The organism is Pigmentiphaga sp. GD03639 (assembly GCF_029845405.1).
Lineage (GTDB): Bacteria > Pseudomonadota > Gammaproteobacteria > Burkholderiales > Burkholderiaceae_B > Pigmentiphaga > Pigmentiphaga daeguensis.
Window position 1 is genome coordinate 17,681 of record NZ_JAOCLR010000005.1, and the last position, 24,568, is coordinate 42,248.

Consider the following 24,568-nt stretch of genomic DNA (forward strand, 5'->3'; position numbering starts at 1 on the left):
GGGTCACTCCGGCTGTATGTTGGCCGCGCGGATGATGCGGGCCCATTTGTCCGACTCCGCCGCCTGGAAGGCGGCCAGCTCGGCCGGCGAGCTGGTGGAGACCTCGGTACCCGTCTTGGCCATCAACTGCGCCATCTCGGGAGAACGCACGGCGTCGATCAACAGCTTGTTGAGCGTGGCCGTGACTTCCCGGGACGCGCCGCGCGGCAGATAGGCGGCGGTCCAGTACGACATCTCGTAGCCCTTGAGGCCGGCCTCGTCCAGCGTCGGCACCTCGGGCAGCATGGACAGGCGAACCGGGCTGGTCGCGGCCAGGGCGCGCAGCTTGCCGCCCTGCACCAGCGTGATCGCCGAGGTCGTGTCGACGAACACCACGTCGATCTGCCCGCCCATGAGATCGTTCAGCGCCTGCGGATTGCTCTTGTAGGGCACGTGGGTCAGTTCGACGTTGGCCATCTGCTTGAACAATTCGCCCGCTACCTGGCTGGACGAACTGCCGCTGCCGAAGTTGAGCTTGCCCGGCTGCTTGCGCGCGAGCGCGATGAAGTCGGCCACGTTGCGCGCCGGGAAGTCGGCGCGCACCACCATGATCTGGTAGCCCTTGCGCAGCAGCGCGACCGGGGTGTAGTCCTTGACCGGGTCGTAGGGCAGGTGCTTGAACAGATGCTGGTTGGCCGCGTGCGTGGTATTGGTCGTCAGCAGCATGGTGTAGCCATCGGGCTGCGCCGTGGCGACCGCCTGGGCCGCGATGAAGCCATTGGCGCCGGGCTTGTTCTCCACCACCACGGTGACGTTGGCCGCCGCGGTCATGGCCTGGCCCAGCACCCTGGCCACCTGGTCGGTGCCGCTGCCGGCCGCGAACGGCACCACCATGCGTATCGGCTGCGAAGGATAGGACTGGGCCGAAGCAGGACCGGCCACCAGCAGGCATGCAAGCACGGCAAAGGGAATCAGGCGGGTGTTCATGGCGTCTCCGGGGTTTTTCGGGCCAGTGTAGGGAGGCGGCCATGATATGAGAAGTGCATTTATCATATTGATTTAATGCATTTTCATCATTGATCAGGCCGCATGCGATCGACCCTGACCGTGCATGAACTGGAAGCCTTCCTGGCCGTGGCCGAGCTGCGCAATTTCCGCCTGGCCGCCGAACGCGTCCATGTCTCCCAGCCGGCGCTGAGCCGGTCCGTCCAGTCCGCCGAACACAAGCTCGACGCCCGCCTGTTCGATCGCAACACACGACGCGTGGAGCTGACCCGCGAGGGCGAGGAACTGCTGCCCATCGCCCGCCGTATCGTGGGCGAATTCCATGACTCGCTCAGCGACCTGTCCGAATTCGTGGCCGGGCGCCGGGGCCGCATCGCCATCGCCTGCCTGCCTTCCGCCGCCGCCGCGCTGCTGCCCCGGGCCATGTCGGTGTTCCAGGCGACGCATCCGCGCGTCACGATCGCGCTCGAACCCGTATCGGCGGAATTCGTGCGGACGCGGGTCCTGGACGGCAGCGCGGACTTCGCCATTTCGGTGGCGCCGCCGCGGCAGGACGGCCTGGCGTTCGAGCCGCTGATCAGCGACGAATTCGTCTGCGTGTGCAGCCGCGGCGATCCCCTGGCTTCACGCCGGCGGGTGTCGTGGTCGGTGCTGGCGGAAAGGCCGCTGGTCGCCAGCGGGCCGGCCAGCAGCATCCGCCAGATCGCCGACCGGGTCATGGCGCAATGCGGCCTGGCCGTCCAGGCGCGCTATGAATGCGCCAACATCTCGGTCGTGGGGGCGATGGTGGCGGCCGGGCTGGGAATCGCCGCCATTCCGCGGCTGGCGCTCCGGCTGATCGACATGTCGGCGCTGGCCGCCATCCCGCTGGCCAGCCCCGGCGTCTCGCGCGAGATGGGCATCCTGACGCGGAGCGGCCGGTCGCTGCCGGCCGCCGCGGGCAGCTTTCTGGAAGTACTGCGCCGGCAGGTCTGAATCCGGCTCAGGCTCCGGCGGCCGGCGCGGCGGACCTGGCCCGGGCCCGGCTACCCGCCTCCCAGAATCCCAGCCCCACCGCCAGCAGCAAGGCGTGGGTCCAGGCCAGGCCCGCCGCGCTGCCGAACACCATCGGCGCGACCAGCCCCGAGACCAGCGCGAACAGCGCCATCTGGATGAAGCCCTGCATCGAGGCCGCGAGCCCCCGCATCTCGGGGAAGATGCTGAGCGCGATCACCGTCATGCTGGGCGAGGCCAGCGACAGGCCGAAGGTATAGAACAGGAAGGGCAGCACGGCATACGGCACGGCAGCCGTGAACAGGCTCGTATAGATCACGGACAGCACGACGCCGAACCCCATGACCAGGAATCCCAGCCGGACCATGCGCTCGGCCGGGATGCGGTGCGCGTAGCGGCTCGCCATGGCCGAGCCCAGCATCAGGCCGCCGACCATGGGCACGAACAGCCAGCCGAACGCGGTCTCGGGCAGGTGCAGGATGTCCATGATGTAGGCCGCGGCCGAGCCCACGTACAAGGGCAGTCCACAGAACGCCAGGCCTATGCCCACGGACATCAGCACGAACCGGGGGCTGGTCACCGAGCGCCGGTAGTTGGCGGCGATGCTGCGCAGGTCGAACGGCGTGCGCCCGGCCGGCGGCAAGGTCTCGTGCAGCACCTGCCGGCTGACCACCCACAGGCCGGCGCCGAACAGGGCCAGCGCCCAGAACACCGAACGCCAGCCGAGCGTGGCCTGCAGCCAGCCGCCCAGGACCGGCGCCAGCGCGGGCGCCACGCCGAACACCATGGTGATCATGGCCATCATCCGCTGCGCCTCGCCGCCCTGGAACCTGTCCTGCACCATGGCGCGCGCGATGACCATGCCGGCGCCGGCGCACAGGCCCTGCAGCACCCGCACCGCGACCAGCATGCCTATGCTGGTGGACAGCGCGGCCAGGATCGAGGTCAGCGTGAACAGCACCAGCGACACCAGCATCACCGGGCGCCGGCCGAACGAATCCGACAAGGTGCCGTAGAACAGGGTCATGACGCTCATGCCCGCGATGTACAGGCTGAGGGTCTGCTGCACGGCCAGCGGCGACGCCTCGAAGGTGACGCCGATCGCGTGGAACGACGGCAAATAGGCATCGATGCCCAGCGGTCCGACCATGGTCAGCAGCGCCAGCACGATGGTCAAGGCATGTTTGGGCATGGGGGACCTATCGGAATGGCCGCCTATTCTACCTGTTTCACGCGGACCGGATACGGGTTAACCCTTAACTTCTGCGCATCACGGCAACTTTACGTCACACACCGTTACGCATCTAAGGGTTATGTTCTTACTACAGAACAACGACGCAGCCCGCCCCGCGCCGCTGCGCAAGGCCCCCCTCGCCGGGCGGCGCCCGTGTCATGCCCTCGCTTTGCGCTCGCGGAAGGCCCACTTTCGGAGAAATCCATGACCGATCCTTCCACCTATCCCCTCCATCGCCGGGGCCGCGTTCCGCTACTGATCTTCGGCATCGTGCTCGTCCTGATCGGCCTCGTGCTCGGCGTCGGCGGCGTGCGCCTCGTCTCGCTCGGCGGCTCCTGGTACTACCTGATCGCGGGCCTGGGGCTGGTCCTCTCCGGCCTGGGCTACGCGCGGGGTTCGCGCGCCGGGGCCTGGCTGTTCGCGCTGGTTTTCATCGGTACGCTGATCTGGTCCTTCTGGGAAGTCGGGCTCGACTTCTGGCAACTGGTGCCGCGGTTGATCGGCGTGATCGTGCTGGCGCTCGTGGCCGCGCTGCTGCACCCGCTGCTGCGCCCCGTGGGCGAGCCGGGCGGCAACAAGGGGGCCTACTCGCTGGCCATGCTGTGCGTGCTGGCGCTGGCCGGCTTCGGCTTCCTGATGTTCCAGCCCCACTTCCCCGTAAGCGCCACGGGCGACGCCCCCACGGCGGTGCCGGCCGCCGCCTCGGGCGGCGACTGGGACCACTACGGACGGGATGCGGCGGGCACCCGCTACGCCCCCTTCTCCCAGATCGACAAGAGCAATGTCGGGAACCTGCAGGTCGCCTGGACCTTCCGCACCGGCGAACCGGCGATCAACGGCGCCGAGGACCAGAACACGCCGCTCCAGGTGGGCGATACGGTGTACCTGTGCACGCCGCACAACCAGGTTTTCGCGCTGAACGCCGAGACCGGCGAGCAACGCTGGAAGTTCGATCCCAAGGCCAGTTCGCCGGTCTGGCAGCGTTGCCGCGGGGTGAGCTACTACGACGCCAGCGCCTCGATGACGGATGCCGCCGCCGACGCCAGTTGCCGCCAGCGCATCGTTCTCAGTACCATCGACGCCCGCCTGATCCAGCTCGACGCCAGGACCGGCAGGCCATGCGCGGCTTTCGGCAACCAGGGCACGGTGGACCTCAAGGCCGGCATGGGGGAGGTCAAGCCCGGCTACTACTTCCAGACCTCCGCGCCCACGGTCGCGCGCGACCTGATCATCATCGGCGGCTGGGTGTACGACAACCGCGCGGTGGACGAACCCTCGGGCGCGGTGCGCGCCTTCAGCGCGAAAAGTGGCGAGCTCGTCTGGGCCTGGGACCTGGGCAACCCCGCCATCACCAAGCTGCCGCCCGACGGCGGCTCGTACACGCGCGGCACGCCCAATGTCTGGTCCACGCCCGCCTACGACGACAAGCTCGGCCTGCTGTACCTGCCCACCGGCAATTCGCCGCCGGACTTCTGGGGCGCCCACCGCAGCAAGGCGGCCGAGGAATACGCCTCGTCCGTCGTCGCGCTGGACGTCGAGACCGGCCGCGAACGCTGGAAATTCCAGACCACCCACCACGACCTCTGGGACTATGACGTGGGCACGCCGCCGACGCTGTATGACCTGCCCGACGGCAAGGGCGGCACGGTCCCGGCGCTGATCCAGGCCACCAAGCGCGGCCAGATCTTCCTGCTGGACCGCCGCGACGGCACGCCGCTGGCCGACGTCAAGGAAGTGCCCGTGCCGCAGGGGGCGCAGGAAGGCGACTGGACCTCGCCCACGCAGCCCTACTCGGTCGGCATGCCCGGCATCGGGACCAAGCCCTTCACCGAAGCCAGCATGTGGGGCGCCACCTTCTTCGACCAGCTGTGGTGCCGCATCGAGTTCCGCAAGATGCGCTACGAAGGCGACTTCACCCCGCTGCGCGCCGACCGCCGCACGCTGATCTACCCGGGCTACTACGGCGGCATGAACTGGGGCGGCGTCTCGGTGGTGCCCGCGCTCGACTACCTGGTGATCAACGACATCCGCATGCCGCAGTGGGCCCGCCTGATCCCGCGCGACGAGACGCCGGATCCGACCAAGGCCGCCTCGGTCCATGAAGGCTATGCGCCGCAGGAAGGTACGCCGTACGGCATCTCGAAGAACGGCTTCATGTCGCCGCTGGGCGTGCCCTGCCACGCGCCGCCCTACGGCACCATGACCGCCGTCGACCTGAAGACCCGCAAGATCGTCTGGCAGGCGCCGATGAGCACGCTGCAGGACACCGGGCCGCTCGGCATGAAGACCGGCCTGCAGATCCCCATCGGCATGCCGACGCTGGGAGGCCCGCTGACGACCGCCTCGGGCCTGGTGTTCTATGCCGGCACGCAGGACTACTACCTGCGCGCGATCGACGTCCTGACCGGCAAGGAGCTGTGGAAGGGCCGGCTGCCTGTGGGCGCGCAGGCCACGCCCATGACCTACGTGTCGCCCGAGAGCGGCCGGCAGTTCGTCGTGATCTCGGCCGGCGGCGCGCGGCAATCGCCGGACCGTGGGGATTACGTGATCGCTTACGCGCTGCCGAAGCAGCCGTAGCTGAGCTAGACTGCCGACGCAGGCCCGGCCCGCGCCGGGCCGGGGTTCCGCCACCGGCAGGACGCCGCGTGGCGGTCTTCGTCGATGCAGGCTCATGACTCCCTTTCACGGCAAACTCAAGATCCGGCACCTGGAAATCGTGCTGGCCATCGCCGATTCCGGCAATCTCTCCAAGGCGGCCCAGCAGTTGCACAGCACCCAGTCGATGCTGTCGCGCGCGCTGGCCGAGATCGAGGAACTGCTGGGTGGCCGCCTGTACGAGCGCACCGGCAAGGGCATGGCCTGCACGCCGCTGGGCGAGGCCATGTGCCGCCACGGCCGCGTGTTGCTGGGCGACCTGCGCAAGGCCGAGATGGACCTGGCCGCCATCGGCCGGGGCGAACAGGGCAGCCTGGTGGTGGGCTGCTTCTCGCTGTTCTCGGGCTGGCCGCTGACCGACACGGCGCGCCGGTTCCGCGAACGGCACCCCGACATCGCGCTGACCATCACGACGGGCAACCACGACGACCTGCTGGCCGACCTCGACAGCGGCGCGCTGGACGTGTTCCTGAGCCGGGCGCGTCCGACCATGAATCCGGACATCTACCGCGCCGACCCCATCATCACCGATCCGGTGGCGCTGACCTGCGCGCCGCACCATCCGCTGGCCACCGGCCACGCCACGCTGGCCGATTGCGTGGCCTACCCGTGGATCACCGCCCTGCCCGGCAGCCGGATCCAGCGCGAGCTGGAAAGCAACCTGTCGCAGGCGGGACTGGCGCTACCGGCGACCATAGGCGCACTGTCGCTGGAGTTCGGCCGCGACTTCATCCGCGATGCCCGCCATCTCTGGATGCTGCCGGGCTGCGTCGCCGCCGCCATGCAGGCCCGCGGCGAAGTGCACGTGCTGCCGGTGGAGCTGGGCCTGTTGCCCGCTCCCATGGCGGCGATCTGGCGACGGGACCGGCCCGGCAGCCGCCACATGCGCGCCTTCGCCGACGCGCTGGCCGAGGTCGTGGAGCAAGCCGGCCTGCCCTACGGCCCCTGAGGCCGGGACGCCTTGCACTTTTCGCATGGATTCGTCCGAATCCCGCATAGCCACGCGGTGGCCTTCGTCACTAAGATGCCCGGATCAGAACACGGGAGTCCGCCCCCCCCCCCATGGCATCCACCCTAGACGTCCAGCTTCCCCAGGGTACGGTACGCGGCCTGCGCGGCCCGGCCGTGAACCGCTACGGCGCCATTCCCTACGCGCGCCCACCGGTGGGCGCCTTGCGCTTCCGCGCGCCCGAGCCCGCCGACTGGAACGGCCTGCTCGACGCCACGGGCGTGGGCACGATCGCGCCGCAACGGCCGGCCCGGCTGCGCGACGTCATGGGCGACCTGGACGGCGAACAGTCCGAGGACTGCCTGCACCTGACGATATGGACGCCCGCGGCAGACGGCGCCCCGCGGCCGGTGGTGGTCTGGATACACGGCGGCGCCTGGCAGAGCGGCGCCGGCGCCCTGCCCTGGTATGACGGCTCGCGCCTGGCCGAGGAAGGCGACGTGGTCGTGGTCGCCATCAACTACCGGCTGGGCGCCCCGGGCTGGCTGTGCCTGCCCGGGCTGCCGGCCAACCTGGGATTGCTGGACCAGGAAGCCGCCCTGGAGTGGGTGGTCCGCCATATCGGCGCGTTCGGCGGCGACGCCGGACGCATCACGGTGATGGGGCAGTCGGCCGGCGCGAGCTGCATCGCCGCGCTGTGCGGGCGCCAGCCGCGCTTCCACCGTGCCATCCTCCAGAGTGGCGCACTGGGCCGGGGCTTCCGCAGCCTGGAAGACGCTTACGCGCTCGGCCAATTGTTCATGGAAGCGGCCGGCGCGGCCGACCTGGAGGCGCTGCGCGCGCTGCCCATCGAACGACTGCTGGACGCCCAGCAAGCGCCTTCGGTCCTGTCCGCGCTCTCCGCCGGAAACTACGCCGGCCCCCTGTTCACCGTGGTCGCGGACGGCACGATCGTGCCGCGCGATGCGCAGGCACGCATGGCCGACTGGGCCGGCGCCCGCGACGTGCTGGTCGGCACCACGCGCGACGAGATGGCGGCCTTCCCCGGCTACGGCACCGATGCCGATAGCCGCGCGGTAGGCGAAGCGGCATTTGGCGCCGGCTCGCGCCAGTGGGCCGACGACGCGCGGCGCGCGGGCCGCCAGGCCTGGTCGTACCGGGTCGACTTCGGCCCTACCGAGCGCTTCGGCGCTTGCCATTGCATCGAACTGCCGCTGCTGTTCGGCACGCTGGAGGCCTTCGGCCCGGCCCCCATGCTGGCCGGCGCCGATCCCGGCCACGTACGCGACCTGTCCGCGCGGATGCGCGCCGCGTGGCTGCGCTTCATACGCGGCGGCTCTCCCGGCTGGGACCCTGCCCCGGCGATGCAGATCTTCGATTGACCTCCTTCACTGCGAGACCATCACCATGACCGCTTTCCTCAGGCAGGCGCTGTGCGTCCTGTCCCTGCTGGCCGCCGGCCCCGCCCTGGCCGCCTGGCCCGACAAGCCCGTCCGCATCGTCGTGCCCAACACGCCGGGCGGCCCGGTCGACGTCACCATGCGGCTGCTGGCCACCGAGCTGTCCAGGAAATGGGGCCAGCCCGTCATCATCGAGAACAAGGCCGGCGCATCCGGCATGATCACCGGCGCGGCGGTCGCCTCGTCGCCCCCCGACGGCTACGTGCTGGGCACCATGCTCGCGGCGACCATGACCATCGTGCCCTTCGCGGTGGACAGGATGCCCTACGATCCGCGGAAGGACCTGGCCCCCGTCACGACCGTGGCGCGCACGCCCTTCATCTTCCTGGTCCCGAAGGACAGCCCCTTCAAGACCTGGAAGGATTTCGTCGACGCCGCGCGCCAGCGCGAGCTGAAACTGGGTTCCTACTCCATCGGCACGGGTTTCCACGTGGGCTGGGAACGCATCGCGCGCCAGGCCGGCATCAAGGTGCTCTACGCTCCCTCATCCTCGGCGGCCAAGACCCAGGGTGACCTGCTGGGCGGCATCCTCGACATCTCGTTCGATGCGCCTTCCAGCGCCAAGGGCCTGATCGACAGCGGCCGGCTGCGCCCCCTGGCCATCACCAGCGCGCAGCGCTTCAGCGGACTGCCCGACGTCCCCACGCTGGACGAGTCGGGCCTGAAGGGTTTCTCGACCGAACCCTGGTTCAGCCTGATGGCACGCGCCGGCACGCCCGACGACGTCATCGCGAAGATCCAGCGCGACGTCGCGGCCGTGCTGGCCACGCCGGCCATGCACAGGCAGATGGAAATGCTGGGCCAGGTGCCGGTGGCCGACACGCCGGCAGAATTGGCCGAGACCGTGCGCAAGGACCGCGCCGCCATGGAGCCGCTGGTCAAGGAGCTGGGCATACGGCTGCAGTGACGGCCGGCTGGCCCGCGGCACCGGAAGCCCGTACCATCACGGCTTTACGATGGCCGCCCGCATGACCTCGCCGCAACTCAACCGTATCCGCCTGCAACATATCCGCTGCCTGCTCGCCACCGCGCAGCACGGCAACATGCGCGCCGCGGCCGAGTTCCTGTCCATCACCCAGCCCGCCGTCAGCAAGATCATCAAGGAGCTGGAAGAGATCGTCGGCAAGCCGCTGGTGGTCCGCCAGCGCCACGGCGTCGCCCTGACGCCCGCGGGCATGGCCTTCGTGCAGCATGCGCGCCAAGGCGTGATGGCGCTGGAGATGGCGCTGGGCGAAGCCCGCGACCCCGAGGGAGACGCCGTCAAGCTGGGCGTGCTGCCCTCGCTGGCGGTCGACCTGCCGCACGAGATCCTGCGCAGTTGGCGCGCGCGCGGGCGCCACGGCCCCGTGCGCCTGGAGACCGGCATGAATCCGGAGTTGCTGGCGCGGCTGCGTCAGGGCGAGCTGGACGTGGTCGTGGGCCGGCTGGCCGAGCCCGACCACATGCTGGAACTGCGCTTCGAGCCGCTGTGGAGCGAGCCGCTGGTCGTGGCCATGCGGCCGGAACACCCGCTGGCGCGCACCGAGTGGCAGGCCTGGCAGGCGCCGGCGCACCCGGTGATCCTGCCCTTGCCCGGCACCAGCATCTACCAGGCGGCCGACAGCTTCCTGGGCCAGTTGCGCTCCGGCGCCAGCCATGACCGCCTGGAAACCCTGGCCATCCCCTTGGCCCGCAATCTGGCCTTGAACAGCGATGCCCTGTGGTTCGCCTCGCTCAGCACCGTCAAGGCCGACCTCGAACAGGGCGTGCTGGTGGCGCGCCGCGTGCCCGGGGCCGCCACCGAGGCGGTCGGACTCTTCACCCAGGCGCAGCCGGGCACCAGCCGACCGCTGGCCGGGGACATGGCCGACACGGTGCGCGGCGTGGCCGTGCGCTGGCGGGCCGCGTGCGAAGACCTGGGCTGGGATCCCGCCTAAAGGCCGGCTGGGTTCCAAGATATTCCCTACCGTTATATTACGGCGGCATATTCTTCACTTGCCCCTGGACCGGGGCGTGACTACAGTTGCCCCTGCGAACATTCCCACAAACGGTACAGAGACATGAGCAATCCCCTTCTGCCTCCCTCGACGACCGGCGTCTTCGTGCAGCGCGACAGCGACGCGCACCCGCCCGCCTACACCCCCGGCTACAAGACCAGCGTGCTGCGCTCGCCGCGCAAGGCGCTGATCTCCAACGTCGGCACGCTGTCCGAGATCACCTCGCCCGTCTTCCGCCCCGAGGAACTCGGCCCCAAGGACAACGACCTGATCACCAACTTCGCCAAGGACGGCCTGCCCATCGGCGAACGCGTCATCGTCCACGGTTTCCTGCGCGACCAGTTCGGCCGCCCCGTCAAGAATGCCCTGATCGAAGTGTGGCAGGCCAACGCCAGCGGCCGCTACCGCCACAAGAACGACACCTACATCGGCAGCCTGGACCCCAACTTCGGCGGCTGTGGACGCATGCTGACGGACGAGAACGGCTACTACATGTTCCGCACCATCAAGCCCGGTCCCTACCCCTGGCGCAACCGCATCAACGACTGGCGCCCCTCGCACATCCACTTCTCCATCCTGGCCGACGGCTGGGCCCAGCGCCTGATCACGCAGCAGTACTTCGAAGGCGATCCGCTCATCCCGCACTGCCCCATCCTCAAGACCATCAGCAACGAAGAGCAGGTCCGCGGCCTGATCGCCATGCAGGACATCGGCAACTTCATCGCGCTGGACAGCCGCTGCTACCGCTTCGACATCACGGTGCGCGGCCGCACCGCCACCTGGTTTGAAAATTGATCGAGGGCAGGACCATGAGCACCCAAATCACCTTCCTTCCTGAAACCGCCTCGCAAACGGGCGGCCCGTACGTGCACATCGGCCTCGCTCCCAAGCAGGCCGGCTTCGACATCTTCGAAAACAACTTCGACAACAACCTGGTCAAGCCCGAGACCAAGGGCGAGCGCATCCGCCTCGAAGGCCAGGTGTACGACGGCAGCGGCACCGTGCTGCGCGACGTGCTGGTCGAGATCTGGCAGGCCAACGCCGCCGGCAAGTACGCCCATCCCGCCGACACGCAGGACAAGCCCATCGATCCCGCCTTCCGCGGCTGGGGCCGCACCGGCGCCGACTTCGACACCGGCTTCTACAGCTTCGAGACCATCAAGCCCGGAGCCGTCCCCGGCGCCAGGGCCGGCACGATGCAGGCCCCGCACATCTGCCTGATCCTGTTCGCCCGCGGCATCAACCTCGGCCTGCATACCCGCGTCTACTTCGAGGACGAGAAGGCAGCCAACGCCAAGGACCCCATCATCAACGGCATCGAATGGGAAGTCCGCCGCGACACGCTGATCGCCAAGCGCGAGGAGCGCGACGGCAAGGTGGTGTATCGCTTCGACATCCGTATCCAGGACACGCCGGACGGCGGCAAGGAAACGGTGTTCTTCGACGTCTGACCACAGCCGTCGCGAACGGCCCGCCGACAGGCGGGCCCCGGACGCCCCCGCTTCAAGACGCCCACGCGTCAAGAACGGGGGCGTCGTCGCGACAACGCTTCATGCATGCACGCATCGAGCCCACACTGAAGGAGCCCACATGGATCTGCAGCTGCGCGATCGCACCGCAATAGTCACCGGCGCCAGCCAGGGCATAGGCAAGGCCACCGCCATCGGTCTTGCCGCACAGGGAGTGCGGGTTGCCCTGGTGGCACGCCGCCGGCCGCTGCTGGAAGACATCGCCGCCGGAATCCTGGCCGCCGGCGGCCCTGCGCCGCACATCATCGAGGCCGATCTCTATCAGGAAACCGCGGTGGAACGCATCGTGCAATCGGCGCGGACGGCCTTCGGGCACGTCGACATCGTGGTCAATGCAGGAGGGGGCAGCCGGCCGCTGGACTTCGACGCCGGTCCGGACCTGTGGCTGGAAGGGATGACGCTCAACTTCTTCCGCCTGCGCGAACTGACCCAGGCGCTGATCCCGGGCATGCGCGAGCGGCGGTGGGGCCGCGTGGTCAACATCACCGGCACGTCCGAACCCAAGATACTGAACGCCGCGTTCAGCGCCAAGGCCGCCGTGCACATCTGGGCCAAGGGCCTGTCGCGCCTGGTCGCAGCGGACAACGTCACGGTCAACTGCTTGCAGCCGGGGCGCATCCACAGCGAACAGATGACGCTGCGCTACCCCACCATCGAAAGCGAGCTGGAGTTCGCCCGGCACGAGATACCCGCCGGTCGCTTCGGCGAAGCCGAGGAGCTGGCCAACGTCGCGATATTCCTCTGCTCGCCGCGTGCCGCCTATGTCACCGGCACAGTCATTCCGGTCGACGGCGGCATGTCGCGCCACGCGTTCTGACAACTGCACGGACTGAAGTAGCTATCCGGCCAGCCACTCGTGCACGATGTCCGCGATCTCCAGGCTGTTGCGGTCCATCATCAACATGTGCGAATTGCCCGCAATGCCGCTTTCGGGCAGCGACAGCAGCCGCACCGAGTCATGAGCGGCCACAAAGCCGCGGATGCGGGCGCGCATGCGCGGCCAGCGCGGGTCGGTATCCATGTTGTCGCCCATCACGACCAGCGTGGGAACGCGGTAAGGGCGATGCGCGTCCAGCGCGGGAATGCTGGCCGGTTCCAGCGCCACCACGGCCCGCACCAGGTCCGGGCGGGCGTGGGCCGCGCGCAGGCCGAACACGCCCGCTTGCGAATGGCAGACCACGATGGCCGGGCCGGTCTTCTCCAGCAAGGCCAGGTAGCCGGCCAGCACGGCCGCGTCGGTGCTGGTCCAGCGGGGCACCATCTGGCTGACCAGTCCGTCGAAGGCCTCCACCGGGAAGCGGGTGTTCGCATAAGCTTGTGAAGCGCGCCGCCCGGCTTCGCCGGGCTGGCCGATGCGGAAACGCTCGTAGATGTCCTCGGCGGTCTGGATGACGGGCGCCTCGGGCCAGACCTCGGGCACGCGCGCAAAGCCCGAGCGTCCGCGTTCGACGGCATCGCACAGGTAGCAGTCCCAGCCCCGCCGCAGGAAATAGTGCAGCCATCCCGGCCGGCCGTCCGGGGTGGTCTCCCAGGCCGCTCCCGTCATGCCTCCGCCGTGCCAGAACAGGATGGGCGCACGATCGGGCGCGGGGTCCGCCAGGAAGTATTGCGCGTACATCTGCTCGACGCGATAGTGGCCGTTGGGATCCACCCGCACAGGTTGCCCGCCTTCGGCCATCAGCAGTTCGCGCGTCGGCAGGCCCCGCAGCTCGATCTCGCGCCCGCCGACGTGGAAGGCGCCCATGTCCCGCAGCCGCAAGGGGCCGGCGCGCCCGGGCCGGACGTCGCCGGCGGCATGGTGCATGCTCATTCCGCGCGAATCTTGTTGGCCTGGATGATGGTTTTCCACTTCTCGTTCTCGCCTGCGATGAACCGGGCCAGGGCCTGCCGCGAGCCTGGCGCGACGTCCACGCCCAGCTGCTGCATGCGCGTCTGCACCTCGGGCGCCTTCAGCGCCGCCACGAAGGCCTGGTTCAGGCGGTCCAGCACCGCGTCGGGCGTGCGCGCCGGCGCCATGATGCCGAACCACGGGGTGATCAGGAAATCCGGGACGCCCGCCTCGGCGAAGGTCGGCACGTCAGGGATGGAAGGCGAACGCTTCTCGCTGGCCACCGCCAGCGCGCGCAGCTTGCCCGAGCGGATGCTGGGCAGCGACGCGGGCAGGTTGTCGAAGTACATGTCGACCTGCCCGCCAAGCAGGTCGGCCGCGACCTGGCCCGCCCCCTTGTACGGAATGTGCGTCAGCTCGATGCCGGCCTTGGTGTTGAGCAGTTCCGTCGCCAGGTGCGCCGAAGTACCGATGCCGGACGAGGCCGAGTTGAGCTTGCCCGGGTGCGCCTTGGCATAGGCGATCAGCTCGGCCACCGACTTGGCCGGCACCTTGGGATTGACGACCAGCACGCTGGGCACGGTGCCGATCATGGCGACCGGCGCGAAGTCCTTCACCACGTCATAAGGCGCCGGCGTATAGAGCGAGGGCGCGACCGCGCAGCCGAACGCGCACATCAGCAGCGTATAGCCGTTGGGTTCGGCGCGCGCCACGGCCTGGCCGCCAATGTTGCCGCTGGCGCCGACCCGGTTCTCGACGATCAGGGGCTGCCCCAGCGTCTTCGACAGGGTCTCGCCCAGCACCCGCGCCAGGATGTCCGGCGTCCCGCCGGGAGGATAAGGCACGACCACGGTAATGGGCTTGGCGGGAAAGTCGGCGGCCGCGACGGCGCCGCATGCTGCCATGGCGGCGCTGCCGGCGGCCAGCGCCGCGGTCCAGCGGCGCGCGCGCGAATTCAGGGTACGGTTCATGGTGTCTCCAGGATGGGCCTTTTGGCGGCCGGATGCCGCGCACTATAGCCAGCGGCCCCGCTCACCGGCCAATGCCGGGATCGCAAGACATCCATACCAGAATTGGTATAGTCTTTCCCAATCATGACCACCAGACATACCCCTGCCGACCGCGCGAAACTGCCCAACCTGCGCCGGATGGACATGAACGCGCTCTTGACCTTCGACGCGCTCATGAAGACCCGCAGCGCCACCGCGGCCGCCGCGCTGCTGCACAAGACCCAGCCGGCGATCAGCCGCGAGCTGGCGCGGCTGCGGCGCACGCTGGACGATCCGCTGCTGGTGGTGACGAAAGGCCGCTTCACGCCCACCGAGCGCGCGCTGGAACTGCATGCCGTCGTGCGCGACGCGCTGGACCGCATCGAGCACGCGCTGAGCCCGCCCGAGGACTTCGATCCCGCCGGGGCCACCGGCACCGTCAACATCGGGACGGGGGCGCACATCGAACTGCTGCTGGGTGCGCCGCTGCTGCAGCGCCTGCGCGCGGCGGCGCCCCGCCTGATCGTCCGCTTCCAGTCCGTGCACGGCGACTTCATACCCGACGACCTGGACGCGGAACGCATGGACATCGCCATCGGCCTCTTCAGCGAGGTTCCCCGGCGCTTCCATTCCATGCGTTTGTTCGCCGACCGCCGGGTCTGCCTGCTGTCGGCCACGCATCCCATGGCGCGGCGCAAGCGCCTGTCGCTGGACGAGCTGGACCGGCTGCAGTGGTTCGCCTTCGCGCAGATGTATGGCCGGCCCACCAACTTCGACCGGCTGCTCAAGCCGCGCCACCGCGACCTGGCGTTCTCGGCGTACCTGTCGGGCTTCGGCATCACGCCCTACGTGCTGCTAGAGACCGACTACGCGACCACCCTGCCGGCCTGCGTAGCCGAGGTGCACCAGCGGCACTTCCCGCTGGCCTTGATCGAACTGCCCGCGCCGCTGCGCGATATCGAGTTCTTCATGGTGTGGTCCAAGCGGCAGCACACCTCGCCCCTGCACACCTGGGTGCGGGGCGAGATCCTGCGGGTGCTGGAGGAAAGAACGGGCCGCGCTATTCCAGGAAATTCCCCGCCGCGAAAACGATAGGCGGTGCGTCCGGGTCGAAGCTCACGCCGATCGGGTCGCCGCCGGCCGCCACGATGTCCAGCTGCTGCTTGAACATGCGCCGCAGCAGGACCAGGCCGCGATCGGAGGTGGCCAGGTTTTCTTCCGAATGCCAGGCGATCGGCCCCTGGCTGACCTGGGCCTCGTAGTCCCCCGGCATGCGCTGGTGTTCCTCTTCGGTCAGTTCCTCCCACAGCTTGCCGTTCATGCGCGACCGCGAACGCGCGATGTCGCCCGCGCGGCGCACCCGGCCCGCCGTGTAGATCCGGAAGCTGGTGTCGTCGATGGGCAGGACCCAGCCCAGCGACTCCACGGTGCCGTAGTGCGCCAGCCGGGGGCTGGGGATCACCCGCAAGGTGGGCAGCGCGGCCTCGCCCACGCGGCGCAGCGTCTTGCCGTCGTCCAGCCGCCGTACCGCCGTGGCGCTGACGCCCGCGTCCGTGTAGTCGAACGTGACCTCGGGCATCACACCCATCTGCGGCACGAATTGCGTGCCGCTGAAGCTCGAGTGCAGGATCGCGACGTGGAAGGGATCGACCACGTTCTCGAAGTGCTGGAGCCAGTTGCAGGGAATGACCTGCGGACCGCCTCCGCCTATGCTTTGGTCGTTGGCCTCGATGAACTCGCCCTGGGCCAGGTTCTCCAGCGCGGCGTAGCGCGGCAGGACCGGCTTCCGGTCCGGCGGCCCCATGTAGGCGAAGATCAGGCCGTAGCGTTCTTCGACGGGATACCAGGGCTGGCGGATGCGGTCGCGCGACAGGCCGCCCTGCGGCTCGCAGGGCTGGTCGGTGCAATGGCCCTGCACGTCGAACAGCCATCCGTGATAGCAGCAGCGTATGCCGCCGTCCTCGACGCGGCCGTAGTACAGCGAGGTGCCGCGATGGGCGCAGTGCGGATACAGCAGCCCGGGCCGCCCCTGGCGGTCGCGGAACAGGATCAGGTCCTCGCCCAGCGCGCGCACCTTGCGCGGCACCTCGCTCGCGTCGGCCGACACGCCGATGGGATGCCAGTAGCGGCGCAGCAGTTCGCCCATGGGCGTGCCCCGGCCGACCTGCGTCAGCGTGGCGTTGTAGGTGGCGGGCTTGCGCTCGTAGGCGGTACCGGCATCCGGCAATGTCGTGGTCGTCATGTTCCCTCGTCCTCGTGTCCTGGTTTCAGTTCTTCAGCGTCACCCCGGCGGCATCCACCAGTTGCTTGAAACGGGCGTAGTCGGCGCGGGCATTGGCGATGAATTCATCTGGCCGGTTGGCCACCGGCTGGAATCCGAGATCGACGATGCGGGCGCGCACATCGTCCGTACGGGTGGCCGCCTGCAGGCTGGCCACGAGCTTGTCGCGCACCGCGGGCGGAATACCGGCGGGCGCGTAGGCGCCTATCCAGCCTTCGAGCTCGAAGCCTTTGAGCCCTTGCTCCAGAAACGTGGGAACGGCGGCGAGTATGGGCGCGCGCTGCCGCCCCGGCACGCCCAGGACCTTCATCTTCCCCGCCTGCGACATGTTGCGGGCAGTGCCCGGATTGGCCCAGGCCAGGTCCAGCCGGCCCGCTTCCATGTCCTGGTGGGCGATGGACTCGGTCTTGTAGGGCACGTGTATCAGCCCCGGGATGGCTTCGTGCCTGAGCAGCTCGCCGAACAGATGGGCGATCGTGCCGGTGCCCCAGGTGCCGTAGGTCAGGCTCGGGTGCTTCCTGGCATAGTCCTTCAGCTCGGCCAGGTTCGAGTACGGCGCCGAAGCGGCGGCCACCAGCACCGGGCCGGAGCCGATGGCGAGCTGCGACAGCGGCTGGAAATCCCTGGCCGCATCGTAGGGCAGCTTGTCGTGAAGGATGGGATTGTTGATGTGCGTCGTCTGCAAGGTGATGAGCAACGTATAGCCGTCGGGCGGAGCCTTGGCGACGGCGTCCGCGGCCAGGATGCCGCTGGCCCCCGGCTTGGGGTCCACTACCACCGGCTGGCCCCAGGCCAACCGAAGTTGTTCGGCATAGGCCCGGGCCAGCAGGTCGATCGGGCTGCCGCCCGGACCGTAGGGAATGATGCGCACCGGGCGCGAGGGAAAGCCGCCGGTGCCCGACGGCTGGGCATGCGCGGCGCCGGCCGCGAGCCAGGCCAGCGACGCGGCGACAAGCGCTCGCGCGGCAATGCGGGCGTGGGCTTGCCACGCACGGCGGATACAGGACATGGTGGTCTCCTCCGGGCCTGGAGCGCGATGGATCCGCCACGGCCCTTTATATGCAAACGCAACGATATTAAAATTAACGACATATCATTGCATTGTCAACGACATGCAAAGTCGCCCCGCCGCGCGCGGCCGCCCCTATCATTGGCGTTTCGCCTTCCCGCCCCAGCCATGCCCGCCGCAAAGAAGAAGCTCGCATCCTTCAAGACCCTGCCGGCCTTCCAGCTCGAGATGCTGGCCGCGCTCGTGGCCAGCCGCAACGAACTGCGGCACCAGCGCCGCTTCGGGCTGCGCAGCGTCGAGTGTCATGTCCTGGGCATCGTCGGCGCGCAGGCGCCCATCTCGTTGCGCCGGCTGTGCGCCGAACTCGGACTGGACAAGAGCCATGGCAGCCGCCTGGTCGCCAAGCTGGAAGAACGCGGGCTGCTGGAACGCTGCGACGACCCTGCCGACAAGCGTTCGTTCTATCTCCTTCTGACACCGCAGGGCGTGGACATGCACGCGCGCATCCATGCCGATGCGGTCGAGCGCAACGCCGAATGGCTGGAGGGGCTGTCCGCCGCCCGGCGTGGCGTGTTCCTCGAATGCGTCGCGCAATTGACTGCCCATTCCCAGGCCATGCTGGCACGGGAAGAAGCCGCGTCGGGGCAGCCGGCATCACCGCGCCAGGAGGCCGGGGACGGCATCGAGACCCGCGGGCTCCTGCTGGTCGAACGAGCCAGGCTGCAGCAGTTGCACGAGCAATTGGCGGCGCTGCTGGCTCGCGGATAGGCCCGGCGCCATCTCGCGCATTTCGCCGGTAAATGCCGGGTATTTACGCTATTCGTTAGATTCCGCCCGGACCCCGGTGATACCGTCTCCTGGCCGGTGCCCGCCCGCGCGGGCCTGGAAGAACGGCCGCGAGCCGCCCAGAACGATGGAGACGATGATGCCCCTGAAAGTCCTTCCGGCCGCCGCGCTGCTGGCCGCCGCCTGTACCCTGCCTGCCTTCGCCCAGGCCCCCGTCAAGATCGGGTTCCTGGGCGAGTTCTCCGGCCCGCAGGCCGGCCTCGGCCAGGACATGTACGACGGCTTCATGCTGGGCATCCGGCAGGCCGGCGGCAAGCTGGGCGGCGTCCCCGTGGAGGTGCTGCGGGAGGACACGCAACTCAAGCCCGACGTGGCGGTGCAGGTGGCGCGCAAGCTGATCGAGAAGGACAAGGTGCCCATCATCGCCGGCATCACCTTCTCGAACATCATGATGTCGGTGCAGCCGCTGGCCACGCGGCGGGAGGTCTTCGTCATCGGCACCAATGCCGGACCTTCGCCGATCGCCGGCGACAAGTGCTCGCCCTACCAGTTCATCGTGTCGCGCCAGGGCGACCAGCAGGCCGAAGTGCTGGGCAAGTACGCGACGCAGCGCGGCTACAAGCGCGTGGTCATGATGGCGCCCAACTACCAGGCGGGCAAGGACGTGCTGGCCGGCTTCCGCCGCTACTTCAAGAACGAGGTCGTGGAAGAGATCCACACGCCGCTCGACCAGTTCGATTTCTCGGCCGAACTGTCGCGCGTCGCGGCCCACAAGCCCGATGCGGTCTTCGCGTTCTACCCCGGCAGCCCCGGCGTGAACTTCGTCCGCCAGTACCGCCAGCTAGGGCTGGCTGACCGCATCCCGCTGATGTCCGTCGCGGTGGTCGACGGCGTGTCGCTGCCCGCGCTGCGCGAAGCGGCGCTGGGCGTGCTGCTGGGCAGCACCTGGGGCCCCGACCTGCCAGCCGAGGCAAACCGCCGCTTCGTGTCCGCGTTCGAGGCAGCCTATGGCCGCACGCCATCGGAATACGCCGCCACCAGCTACGATGCGGCCCGGCTGCTGGATGCGGCGATCGGCGCGGTCAAGGGCAACGTCGCGGACAAGCCCGCCTTCATGGCGGCGCTCAAGGCGGCCCGCTTCGACTCGGTGCGCGGCAACTTCAAGTTCGGCAACAACCATTTCCCCATCCAGGACCTGCACGTGTTCCAGGTCGTGCGCGACAGCGAGCACCAGGTCGCCCTCAAGACGGTGGAAACCCCGATGAAGGGAGTCCAGGACGCCTACCACGATGGATGTACCATGCGCTGACGGCGGACATGCCCTGAAGGCAGCTGCCGGGCCATGAACCTGAATACCCTGGACCTGAACCTGCTGCTTGTCTTCGACGCGGTGCTGCGCACCGGCAGCACCACCCTGGCCGGCGAGGAGCTGGGCCTGACGCAGTCGGCGGTCAGCAACGGACTGCGCCGGCTGCGCGCCGCCTTCGACGACCCCTTGTTCATCAAGACCGCGCAGGGCATGAGCCCGACGCCGATGGCCGAACGCCTGGCGCCGTCCCTGCGCGAGGGCCTGGACAGGATCCGGCAAGCCATCGACGACCGCGAGGATTTCGTGCCGGCCGCGTCGCAGCGCCAGTACGTCCTGTATGCCAGCGACACCGGCCAGCGCGTCTTCCTGCCCCGGCTGCTGGGTCGGCTGCGGCGCGAGGCCCCGGGCATACAACTGGTCACCTTGCAGGCCTCGCCCCGCGATGCGCCGCGGCTGATGGCCGCGGGCGAGATCGATCTCGCGCTGGGCTTCTTCCTGCATTTCCAGGCGGGTTTCTACCGCCAGAAACTGTTCAGCGACCACTACGTCTGCATGGCGGCAGCCGACCATCCCGCCATACGCGGTCCGATGACGCTGGCGCAGTACATGCGCGCGCCACACGTGGTGTACCGCCCCGCCGTGGGCAGCCACGCGTTCTTCGAGGACGTCATCGACAAGCTGTTCTCCGAGCACAACCTGCGCCGCCAGGTGGTGCTGCAGGTCACTCATGGCCTGGGCCTGCCGGAAATCATCGCCGGCACCGACATGCTGGTGGCCGTTCCCGCCAGCCTGGCGCAGGCCTGCGCGGGCAGTCCCGGCGTGCGCTTCCTGCCGCTGCCGTTCGATGCGCCGCTGGTGGACATCACCCAGCAGTGGCACGAACGCTTCCACCGCGACCTGGGCCACGCCTGGCTGCGGCGGACCATTGCCGAGCTGTTCCAGGACGGCGGCGCCGCGCCCGCGTGAGCGCGGGCATTTGCGGCGGGAATCCGGGGTATTTCCACTATTCGTTGGCCGCGGCGGCGGCGCGCCGGTAGCGTGATGGCTTTCCAACGTCCACGGAAATACCGCCATGTCCGCGCCGTCCACCTCTCCCCTCATCCGCAACGCCTGGTATGCCGCCGCCACCTCGGCCGAGGTCGGCCGCACGCTGCTGGGGCGCCATCTGCTGGGAACGCCCGTCGTGCTGTACCGGACCGAGGCCGGTGAGCCCGTCGCCCTGCTCGATGCCTGCGCGCACCGGCAATTTCCCCTGTCGCGCAGCGCCCTGGTGGGCAACGACATCCGCTGCGGCTATCACGGCTTCACGTTCGACAGCAGCGGCGCATGCGTCCACATCCCCTCGTCCCCGCGCATTCCGCGCGATGCGCGCGTCCAGCGCTTCCCGCTGATCGAACGCCACGACATGCTGTGGATATGGCCGGGCGATCCCGCGCTTGCCGATTCCGCGCTGGTACCCGCCTGTCCTTGGCTGGACGGTTCGGCCAAGGTCTCGTACTACGCCCACCTGCGCGCACACTATCAGTTGCTGATCGAGAACCTGCTGGACTTCTCGCACGTGCCCTACGTCCATCACGACCAGCAGGGACACCCGGAACTGGCCCGCGTCATTCCCCGCGCGCGCGAGCACGGCGACACGGTGGTCAGCACGCGCATCATGCGCGAATCCAGCACGCCACCGCTGTGGTCGGACGTGATGGGGCTTCCCCTGGGTGCGCCCATGGACCATGACCAGCGCTTCGAATTCCACGCGCCTTCCGCCGTCTGCATCCGCCAGGCCGTCTGGGCTTCGCAGGCCCCGGAGCAACGCTACCCCTTTTCGACTACCCATTTCATGACCCCCGACGGCTGCGGCGCCACGCACTACTGGTCGTGGGTGTCCCTGGAATGGGAAGGGGTGGATCCGGCCACGCTCGAACGCATGGACCGCGGCGCGCGGGAAGTGGCGGACCAGGACGTGGTGGCGCTGGAAGCCCAGCAGGCCCTGCACGACCGCCTGCGCGACGGCGCGGTGGCCCATGGGGTGGTCAGCGTTCCCTTCGATGCCGGCTCGCTGCTGACCCGCCAGGTGCTGGCACGCATGGCGGAGCGGGAACGCGCGGCGGCACGAACCGGCGAAGCGCTTTCCCGCGTCAGTTCTCCTTCGTGACGACGCGTGCAGAACGGCCGGGCCGCTCAATCCATCCGGCACTCCTGCGCGAAGGAGTCGTGGCTGCGTTCGAAGATGACCCCCTTGCTGGAAAGTGCCGCCTTCCCGTCCGCCCCCTTGACCACGTCCACCCGGTAGAACGGTGAGATCGGGAACTGGTTGGTGTTGAACGCAAAGTACCCGCGCACCGACTGGAAGTCCGCCGCCTTCAACGCCGCGCGGAACGCCGCCTTGTCCTCGACATTGCCGCCGGTGCGGCGCAGCGCCGAGGCGATCAGGCGCGCGGCATCGTAGGACTGGGCCGCATACAGAGAAGGCTCGCGGCCGTACTTCTTGCGGAAGGCGCCGGCGAACTCGCGGTTCGCGGCATTGTCCAGATCCGGCGCGTAGGGCGAACTCGTGACCGCGCCCAGCGCCAGGTCGCCCAGGGCCGGCAGCGTGGAGCCATCGATGGTCGAGACCGAGATCATCGGGATCTTCGTCATCAGGCCGGCCTGCTGGTACTGCTTGGTGAAGTTCACTCCCATGCCGCCCGGGTAGAACGTATAGACCGCATCCGGCTTGGCCGCGGCCAGGTTGGAGATCTCCACCGAATAGTCCGGCTGGTTCACCCGGCTGAAGGCCTCGCCCAGGATCTCGCCCTTGTAGGTGCGCTTGAACCCTTCCATGGCGTCCTTGCCCGCCTGGTAGTTGGGCGCCAGCAGATAGACCCGCTTGAAGCCCATGCGGTTGACCAGTTCGCCGGCCGCTTCGTGCAACTGGTCGTTGTTCCACGACGTGGAGAAGAAAAAGGGCGAACAGCCCTTCCCCGTGATCGGCGTCGGGCCGGCGTTGGAGCCGACCAGGAAGACCTTCCCTGACGTGATGGGCCGATGCACGGCCATCATGACGTTCGAGAACACGATGCCGGTCACGATGGGGACCTGGTCCCGCACCAGCAGCTGGCGCGCGATCTGCACGCCCTTCTCCGGCTTCATCTCGTCGTCCTCGCGCAGGACCTTGACCTCGACGCCGCCCAGCCGGCCGTTCTCCTGGTCCACGGCCAGCATGAAGCCGTCGTACTGGTCGGCGCCCAGCGCCGCGCCCGGGCCCGAGAAGGTCGACAGGAAACCGATCTTCACCGGCGCCGCGGCGGCTGCGCCGCAGGCGAACAGCGCGGCCAGAACGAGGGATCGCGATACGTGCATGGTCATGCTCCTGCTCCTGGGGGGTGGCCGGTTTCGGCCTGGGTTTCCGCCGCGATCATCCGCTTGACCGCGCGCCGCATGTGGATACGGGCCGCGTCCGAGACGATGTCGATCAGGCCCTGTTCGCCGCGGTCGGTCAACATGGCCTGCTGGGCCTCGACGATGGCCTTGTCTTCGCGGAACGCCGTGTCGATCTCGTGGAACAGCGCATTGGTCGCGGTGGGGTCGTCCTGGCGATAACCGTTGGCCGCCGACCAGAAATAGAAGCAGGTAGTCTCGGTTTCCGGCGTCAGCCCGTGGAAGATGCGCAGCGAAAAACCCGGCTGGTTGCGGTTTTCCACCGCGCCCTTGCCGCTGTCTATGCCGCCGGTCCACTGCAGCACCGTGCCAGGGGCGATGTACTGGAACTCCATCCACCGATCGATGCGATCGGCCAGGGACACCGCCTTGGTGTAGGTAGGAGGCGGTGCGGAGTCCATCAGCCAGCGGATGAAGTGCAGGCCGTCGTCAGTGGGTGTGACGGTCATCCTGGCCTCGACGTGCGCCTTCGGATTGCCGCCGATGGTGTTCTTGTGGACGAAGGCCAGGTGGGTCAGGTCCATCAGGTTGTCCACCAGCAGCATGGAGCTGGCCTTGACGTGATAGACCTGGCACTTGTGCGGCCAGACGGCGTGATCGTTGTGGAAGGGGTAGGAGACGATGCGGGCGGGATCGGCCTGCTCCGGCTCGCCCAGCCATATCCACACGAGCTCGTCCTGCTCGACCACCGGGAACGACTGCACCCTGGCCTTGGGCGGGATCGAGGCCTGGCCGGGAATGCGGACACAGGCGCCCGCCGCGTCGAACACCATGCCGTGATAGCCGCACTCCAGGCCCTCCGGCACGACCTGGCCGAACCGCAGGGGCGTGCCGCGGTGGCAGCACCGGTCGAGCAAGGCAGCCACCTTGCCCGTGCCCGGATCCCGGAACAGCACGACGGGAACACCGCACAGGGTGCGGGGGAAGGGCGCGGCCTCCACCTCGCTCGCCCAGGCGGCAACGTACCAGGCATTCTTGACGAACATTTCGCCTCCTTTGGCGGACGATGAGGAAACTTTTTTACGGAATCATGTTCTTCATTTTCCAATCAGCGTATACGTAAAATTTGAATAAAACAATTTTTTGCTTATTTATTACGCATAAACCCCTATTTTTGTATACGTAACGTATCCGAAGAATGAGGAACGAAGGTTCTGGACCATAATTGCCGC

At 68.5% G+C, this 24,568-nt stretch carries 22 protein-coding genes; 14 read left to right on the forward strand and 8 right to left on the reverse strand.

Translation table 11 applies throughout. The features are described from left to right. Nucleotides 1-3: 3 nt before the first annotated feature. On the reverse strand, nucleotides 4-966 hold the full coding sequence (locus N5K27_RS06760; RefSeq protein WP_087839768.1) for a tripartite tricarboxylate transporter substrate binding protein: 963 nt from the start codon (nucleotides 964-966) through the stop codon (nucleotides 4-6). 102 nt (nucleotides 967-1,068) lie between these two features. Here N5K27_RS06760 and N5K27_RS06765 point away from each other — a divergent pair, with 102 nt between their 5' ends. Beyond that, entirely contained in the window at nucleotides 1,069-1,959 is an 891-nt protein-coding gene (locus N5K27_RS06765; RefSeq protein ID WP_087839769.1) for a LysR family transcriptional regulator, read from the forward strand. Nucleotides 1,960-1,966: 7 nt separating this feature from the next. On the opposite strand, the gene N5K27_RS06770 is transcribed toward N5K27_RS06765, so the two are convergent. Continuing rightward, nucleotides 1,967-3,169, reverse strand: coding sequence for a multidrug effflux MFS transporter (locus tag N5K27_RS06770; protein ID WP_132980632.1), 1,203 nt, complete (start codon nucleotides 3,167-3,169; stop codon nucleotides 1,967-1,969). 246 nt (nucleotides 3,170-3,415) lie between these two features. On the opposite strand from N5K27_RS06770, the gene N5K27_RS06775 reads away from it, so the two are divergent. The 8 genes from N5K27_RS06775 (at nucleotide 3,416) to N5K27_RS06810 (ending at nucleotide 12,597) form a co-directional block, all read left to right on the forward strand. Beyond that, nucleotides 3,416-5,788 carry a membrane-bound PQQ-dependent dehydrogenase, glucose/quinate/shikimate family gene (locus tag N5K27_RS06775; RefSeq protein WP_132980633.1) on the forward strand — a complete coding sequence of 791 codons (2,373 nt, stop codon included), beginning with the start codon at nucleotides 3,416-3,418 and terminating at the stop codon, nucleotides 5,786-5,788. Between the two features lie 94 nt (nucleotides 5,789-5,882). Then, nucleotides 5,883-6,815, forward strand: a complete 933-nt coding sequence (locus N5K27_RS06780; protein ID WP_279815375.1) for a LysR family transcriptional regulator — start codon at nucleotides 5,883-5,885, stop codon at nucleotides 6,813-6,815. Nucleotides 6,816-6,928: 113 nt separating this feature from the next. After that, nucleotides 6,929-8,197, forward strand: coding sequence for a carboxylesterase family protein (locus tag N5K27_RS06785; protein ID WP_279815376.1), 1,269 nt, complete (start codon nucleotides 6,929-6,931; stop codon nucleotides 8,195-8,197). A 25-nt stretch (nucleotides 8,198-8,222) separates the two neighbouring features. Continuing rightward, the gene (locus N5K27_RS06790; protein WP_087839774.1) at nucleotides 8,223-9,182 is read left to right on the forward strand and encodes a tripartite tricarboxylate transporter substrate binding protein; all 960 of its coding nucleotides are present in this window, start codon (nucleotides 8,223-8,225) and stop codon (nucleotides 9,180-9,182) included. Between the two features lie 61 nt (nucleotides 9,183-9,243). After that, a complete protein-coding gene (locus N5K27_RS06795) occupies nucleotides 9,244-10,191 on the forward strand; it encodes a LysR substrate-binding domain-containing protein (protein WP_165963352.1) in 948 nt (315 codons plus the stop codon). 123 nt (nucleotides 10,192-10,314) lie between these two features. After that, nucleotides 10,315-11,046, forward strand: a complete 732-nt coding sequence (gene pcaH / locus N5K27_RS06800; protein WP_087839776.1) for a protocatechuate 3,4-dioxygenase subunit beta — start codon at nucleotides 10,315-10,317, stop codon at nucleotides 11,044-11,046. 14 nt (nucleotides 11,047-11,060) lie between these two features. After that, nucleotides 11,061-11,702 (forward strand): protocatechuate 3,4-dioxygenase subunit alpha, encoded by a 642-nt coding sequence (gene pcaG / locus N5K27_RS06805; RefSeq protein WP_087839823.1) that lies wholly within the window; start codon nucleotides 11,061-11,063, stop codon nucleotides 11,700-11,702. Nucleotides 11,703-11,841: 139 nt separating this feature from the next. Then, complete coding sequence (locus N5K27_RS06810; protein ID WP_124690998.1) at nucleotides 11,842-12,597, forward strand: SDR family oxidoreductase; 756 nt, start codon at nucleotides 11,842-11,844, stop codon at nucleotides 12,595-12,597. A gap of 21 nt (nucleotides 12,598-12,618) precedes the next feature. Here N5K27_RS06810 and N5K27_RS06815 read toward each other — a convergent pair whose 3' ends face one another. Together N5K27_RS06815 and N5K27_RS06820 are read right to left on the reverse strand one after the other, a co-directional pair. After that, on the reverse strand, nucleotides 12,619-13,584 hold the full coding sequence (locus tag N5K27_RS06815; RefSeq protein WP_279815384.1) for a hypothetical protein: 966 nt from the start codon (nucleotides 13,582-13,584) through the stop codon (nucleotides 12,619-12,621). Between the two features lie 2 nt (nucleotides 13,585-13,586). Continuing rightward, nucleotides 13,587-14,579, reverse strand: coding sequence for a tripartite tricarboxylate transporter substrate binding protein (locus N5K27_RS06820; RefSeq protein WP_279815386.1), 993 nt, complete (start codon nucleotides 14,577-14,579; stop codon nucleotides 13,587-13,589). 123 nt (nucleotides 14,580-14,702) lie between these two features. Between N5K27_RS06820 and N5K27_RS06825 the strand changes: the two genes are divergently transcribed. Beyond that, nucleotides 14,703-15,692: a LysR family transcriptional regulator gene (locus N5K27_RS06825; protein WP_279815387.1), complete on the forward strand. Its 990-nt coding sequence runs from the start codon at nucleotides 14,703-14,705 to the stop codon at nucleotides 15,690-15,692. Here the strand turns inward: N5K27_RS06825 and N5K27_RS06830 are convergent. Next, the gene (locus N5K27_RS06830) at nucleotides 15,658-16,839 is read right to left on the reverse strand and encodes an aromatic ring-hydroxylating dioxygenase subunit alpha (RefSeq protein WP_279815389.1); all 1,182 of its coding nucleotides are present in this window, start codon (nucleotides 16,837-16,839) and stop codon (nucleotides 15,658-15,660) included. The genes N5K27_RS06825 and N5K27_RS06830 overlap by 35 nt on opposite strands. 25 nt (nucleotides 16,840-16,864) lie before the next feature. After that, nucleotides 16,865-17,887, reverse strand: coding sequence for a tripartite tricarboxylate transporter substrate binding protein (locus N5K27_RS06835; RefSeq protein WP_279815391.1), 1,023 nt, complete (start codon nucleotides 17,885-17,887; stop codon nucleotides 16,865-16,867). A gap of 168 nt (nucleotides 17,888-18,055) precedes the next feature. On the opposite strand from N5K27_RS06835, the gene N5K27_RS06840 reads away from it, so the two are divergent. The 4 genes from N5K27_RS06840 (at nucleotide 18,056) to N5K27_RS06855 (ending at nucleotide 22,131) form a co-directional block, all read left to right on the forward strand. After that, nucleotides 18,056-18,655, forward strand: coding sequence for a MarR family transcriptional regulator (locus tag N5K27_RS06840; protein ID WP_165963354.1), 600 nt, complete (start codon nucleotides 18,056-18,058; stop codon nucleotides 18,653-18,655). Nucleotides 18,656-18,812: 157 nt separating this feature from the next. Further along, a complete protein-coding gene (locus N5K27_RS06845; RefSeq protein WP_279815394.1) occupies nucleotides 18,813-19,982 on the forward strand; it encodes an ABC transporter substrate-binding protein in 1,170 nt (389 codons plus the stop codon). Nucleotides 19,983-20,015: 33 nt separating this feature from the next. After that, the gene (locus N5K27_RS06850; protein ID WP_279815396.1) at nucleotides 20,016-20,948 is read left to right on the forward strand and encodes a LysR family transcriptional regulator; all 933 of its coding nucleotides are present in this window, start codon (nucleotides 20,016-20,018) and stop codon (nucleotides 20,946-20,948) included. A 106-nt stretch (nucleotides 20,949-21,054) separates the two neighbouring features. Beyond that, complete coding sequence (locus N5K27_RS06855; protein ID WP_279815398.1) at nucleotides 21,055-22,131, forward strand: aromatic ring-hydroxylating dioxygenase subunit alpha; 1,077 nt, start codon at nucleotides 21,055-21,057, stop codon at nucleotides 22,129-22,131. A 26-nt stretch (nucleotides 22,132-22,157) separates the two neighbouring features. On the opposite strand, the gene N5K27_RS06860 is transcribed toward N5K27_RS06855, so the two are convergent. Both N5K27_RS06860 and N5K27_RS06865 read right to left on the reverse strand, forming a co-directional pair. Beyond that, on the reverse strand, nucleotides 22,158-23,324 hold the full coding sequence (locus N5K27_RS06860) for an ABC transporter substrate-binding protein (protein WP_279815399.1): 1,167 nt from the start codon (nucleotides 23,322-23,324) through the stop codon (nucleotides 22,158-22,160). After that, a complete protein-coding gene (locus N5K27_RS06865) occupies nucleotides 23,321-24,382 on the reverse strand; it encodes an aromatic ring-hydroxylating dioxygenase subunit alpha (protein WP_279815401.1) in 1,062 nt (353 codons plus the stop codon). Before N5K27_RS06865 ends, N5K27_RS06860 begins: the two co-directional genes overlap by 4 nt. Nucleotides 24,383-24,568 lie beyond the last annotated feature (186 nt).

Excerpts from the sequence above, each read along its gene's own strand:
- N5K27_RS06795 (WP_165963352.1), top strand. The coding sequence starts at position 9,244 with ATGACCTCGCCGCAACTCAACCGTATCCGCCTGCAACATATCCGCTGC.
- N5K27_RS06810 (WP_124690998.1), top strand. The coding sequence starts at position 11,842 with ATGGATCTGCAGCTGCGCGATCGCACCGCAATAGTCACCGGCGCCAGC.
- N5K27_RS06790 (WP_087839774.1), top strand. The coding sequence starts at position 8,223 with ATGACCGCTTTCCTCAGGCAGGCGCTGTGCGTCCTGTCCCTGCTGGCC.
- N5K27_RS06770 (WP_132980632.1), bottom strand. The coding sequence starts at position 3,169 with ATGCCCAAACATGCCTTGACCATCGTGCTGGCGCTGCTGACCATGGTC.
- N5K27_RS06840 (WP_165963354.1), top strand. The coding sequence starts at position 18,056 with ATGCCCGCCGCAAAGAAGAAGCTCGCATCCTTCAAGACCCTGCCGGCC.
- N5K27_RS06855 (WP_279815398.1), top strand. The coding sequence starts at position 21,055 with ATGTCCGCGCCGTCCACCTCTCCCCTCATCCGCAACGCCTGGTATGCC.
- N5K27_RS06860 (WP_279815399.1), bottom strand. The coding sequence starts at position 23,324 with ATGACCATGCACGTATCGCGATCCCTCGTTCTGGCCGCGCTGTTCGCC.
- N5K27_RS06815 (WP_279815384.1), bottom strand. The coding sequence starts at position 13,584 with ATGCACCATGCCGCCGGCGACGTCCGGCCCGGGCGCGCCGGCCCCTTG.
- N5K27_RS06775 (WP_132980633.1), top strand. The coding sequence starts at position 3,416 with ATGACCGATCCTTCCACCTATCCCCTCCATCGCCGGGGCCGCGTTCCG.
- pcaG (WP_087839823.1), top strand. The coding sequence starts at position 11,061 with ATGAGCACCCAAATCACCTTCCTTCCTGAAACCGCCTCGCAAACGGGC.
- N5K27_RS06760 (WP_087839768.1), bottom strand. The coding sequence starts at position 966 with ATGAACACCCGCCTGATTCCCTTTGCCGTGCTTGCATGCCTGCTGGTG.
- N5K27_RS06865 (WP_279815401.1), bottom strand. The coding sequence starts at position 24,382 with ATGTTCGTCAAGAATGCCTGGTACGTTGCCGCCTGGGCGAGCGAGGTG.
- pcaH (WP_087839776.1), top strand. The coding sequence starts at position 10,315 with ATGAGCAATCCCCTTCTGCCTCCCTCGACGACCGGCGTCTTCGTGCAG.
- N5K27_RS06830 (WP_279815389.1), bottom strand. The coding sequence starts at position 16,839 with ATGACGACCACGACATTGCCGGATGCCGGTACCGCCTACGAGCGCAAG.
- N5K27_RS06820 (WP_279815386.1), bottom strand. The coding sequence starts at position 14,579 with ATGAACCGTACCCTGAATTCGCGCGCGCGCCGCTGGACCGCGGCGCTG.
- N5K27_RS06765 (WP_087839769.1), top strand. The coding sequence starts at position 1,069 with ATGCGATCGACCCTGACCGTGCATGAACTGGAAGCCTTCCTGGCCGTG.
- N5K27_RS06845 (WP_279815394.1), top strand. The coding sequence starts at position 18,813 with ATGCCCCTGAAAGTCCTTCCGGCCGCCGCGCTGCTGGCCGCCGCCTGT.
- N5K27_RS06785 (WP_279815376.1), top strand. The coding sequence starts at position 6,929 with ATGGCATCCACCCTAGACGTCCAGCTTCCCCAGGGTACGGTACGCGGC.
- N5K27_RS06850 (WP_279815396.1), top strand. The coding sequence starts at position 20,016 with ATGAACCTGAATACCCTGGACCTGAACCTGCTGCTTGTCTTCGACGCG.
- N5K27_RS06835 (WP_279815391.1), bottom strand. The coding sequence starts at position 17,887 with ATGTCCTGTATCCGCCGTGCGTGGCAAGCCCACGCCCGCATTGCCGCG.
- N5K27_RS06780 (WP_279815375.1), top strand. The coding sequence starts at position 5,883 with ATGACTCCCTTTCACGGCAAACTCAAGATCCGGCACCTGGAAATCGTG.
- N5K27_RS06825 (WP_279815387.1), top strand. The coding sequence starts at position 14,703 with ATGACCACCAGACATACCCCTGCCGACCGCGCGAAACTGCCCAACCTG.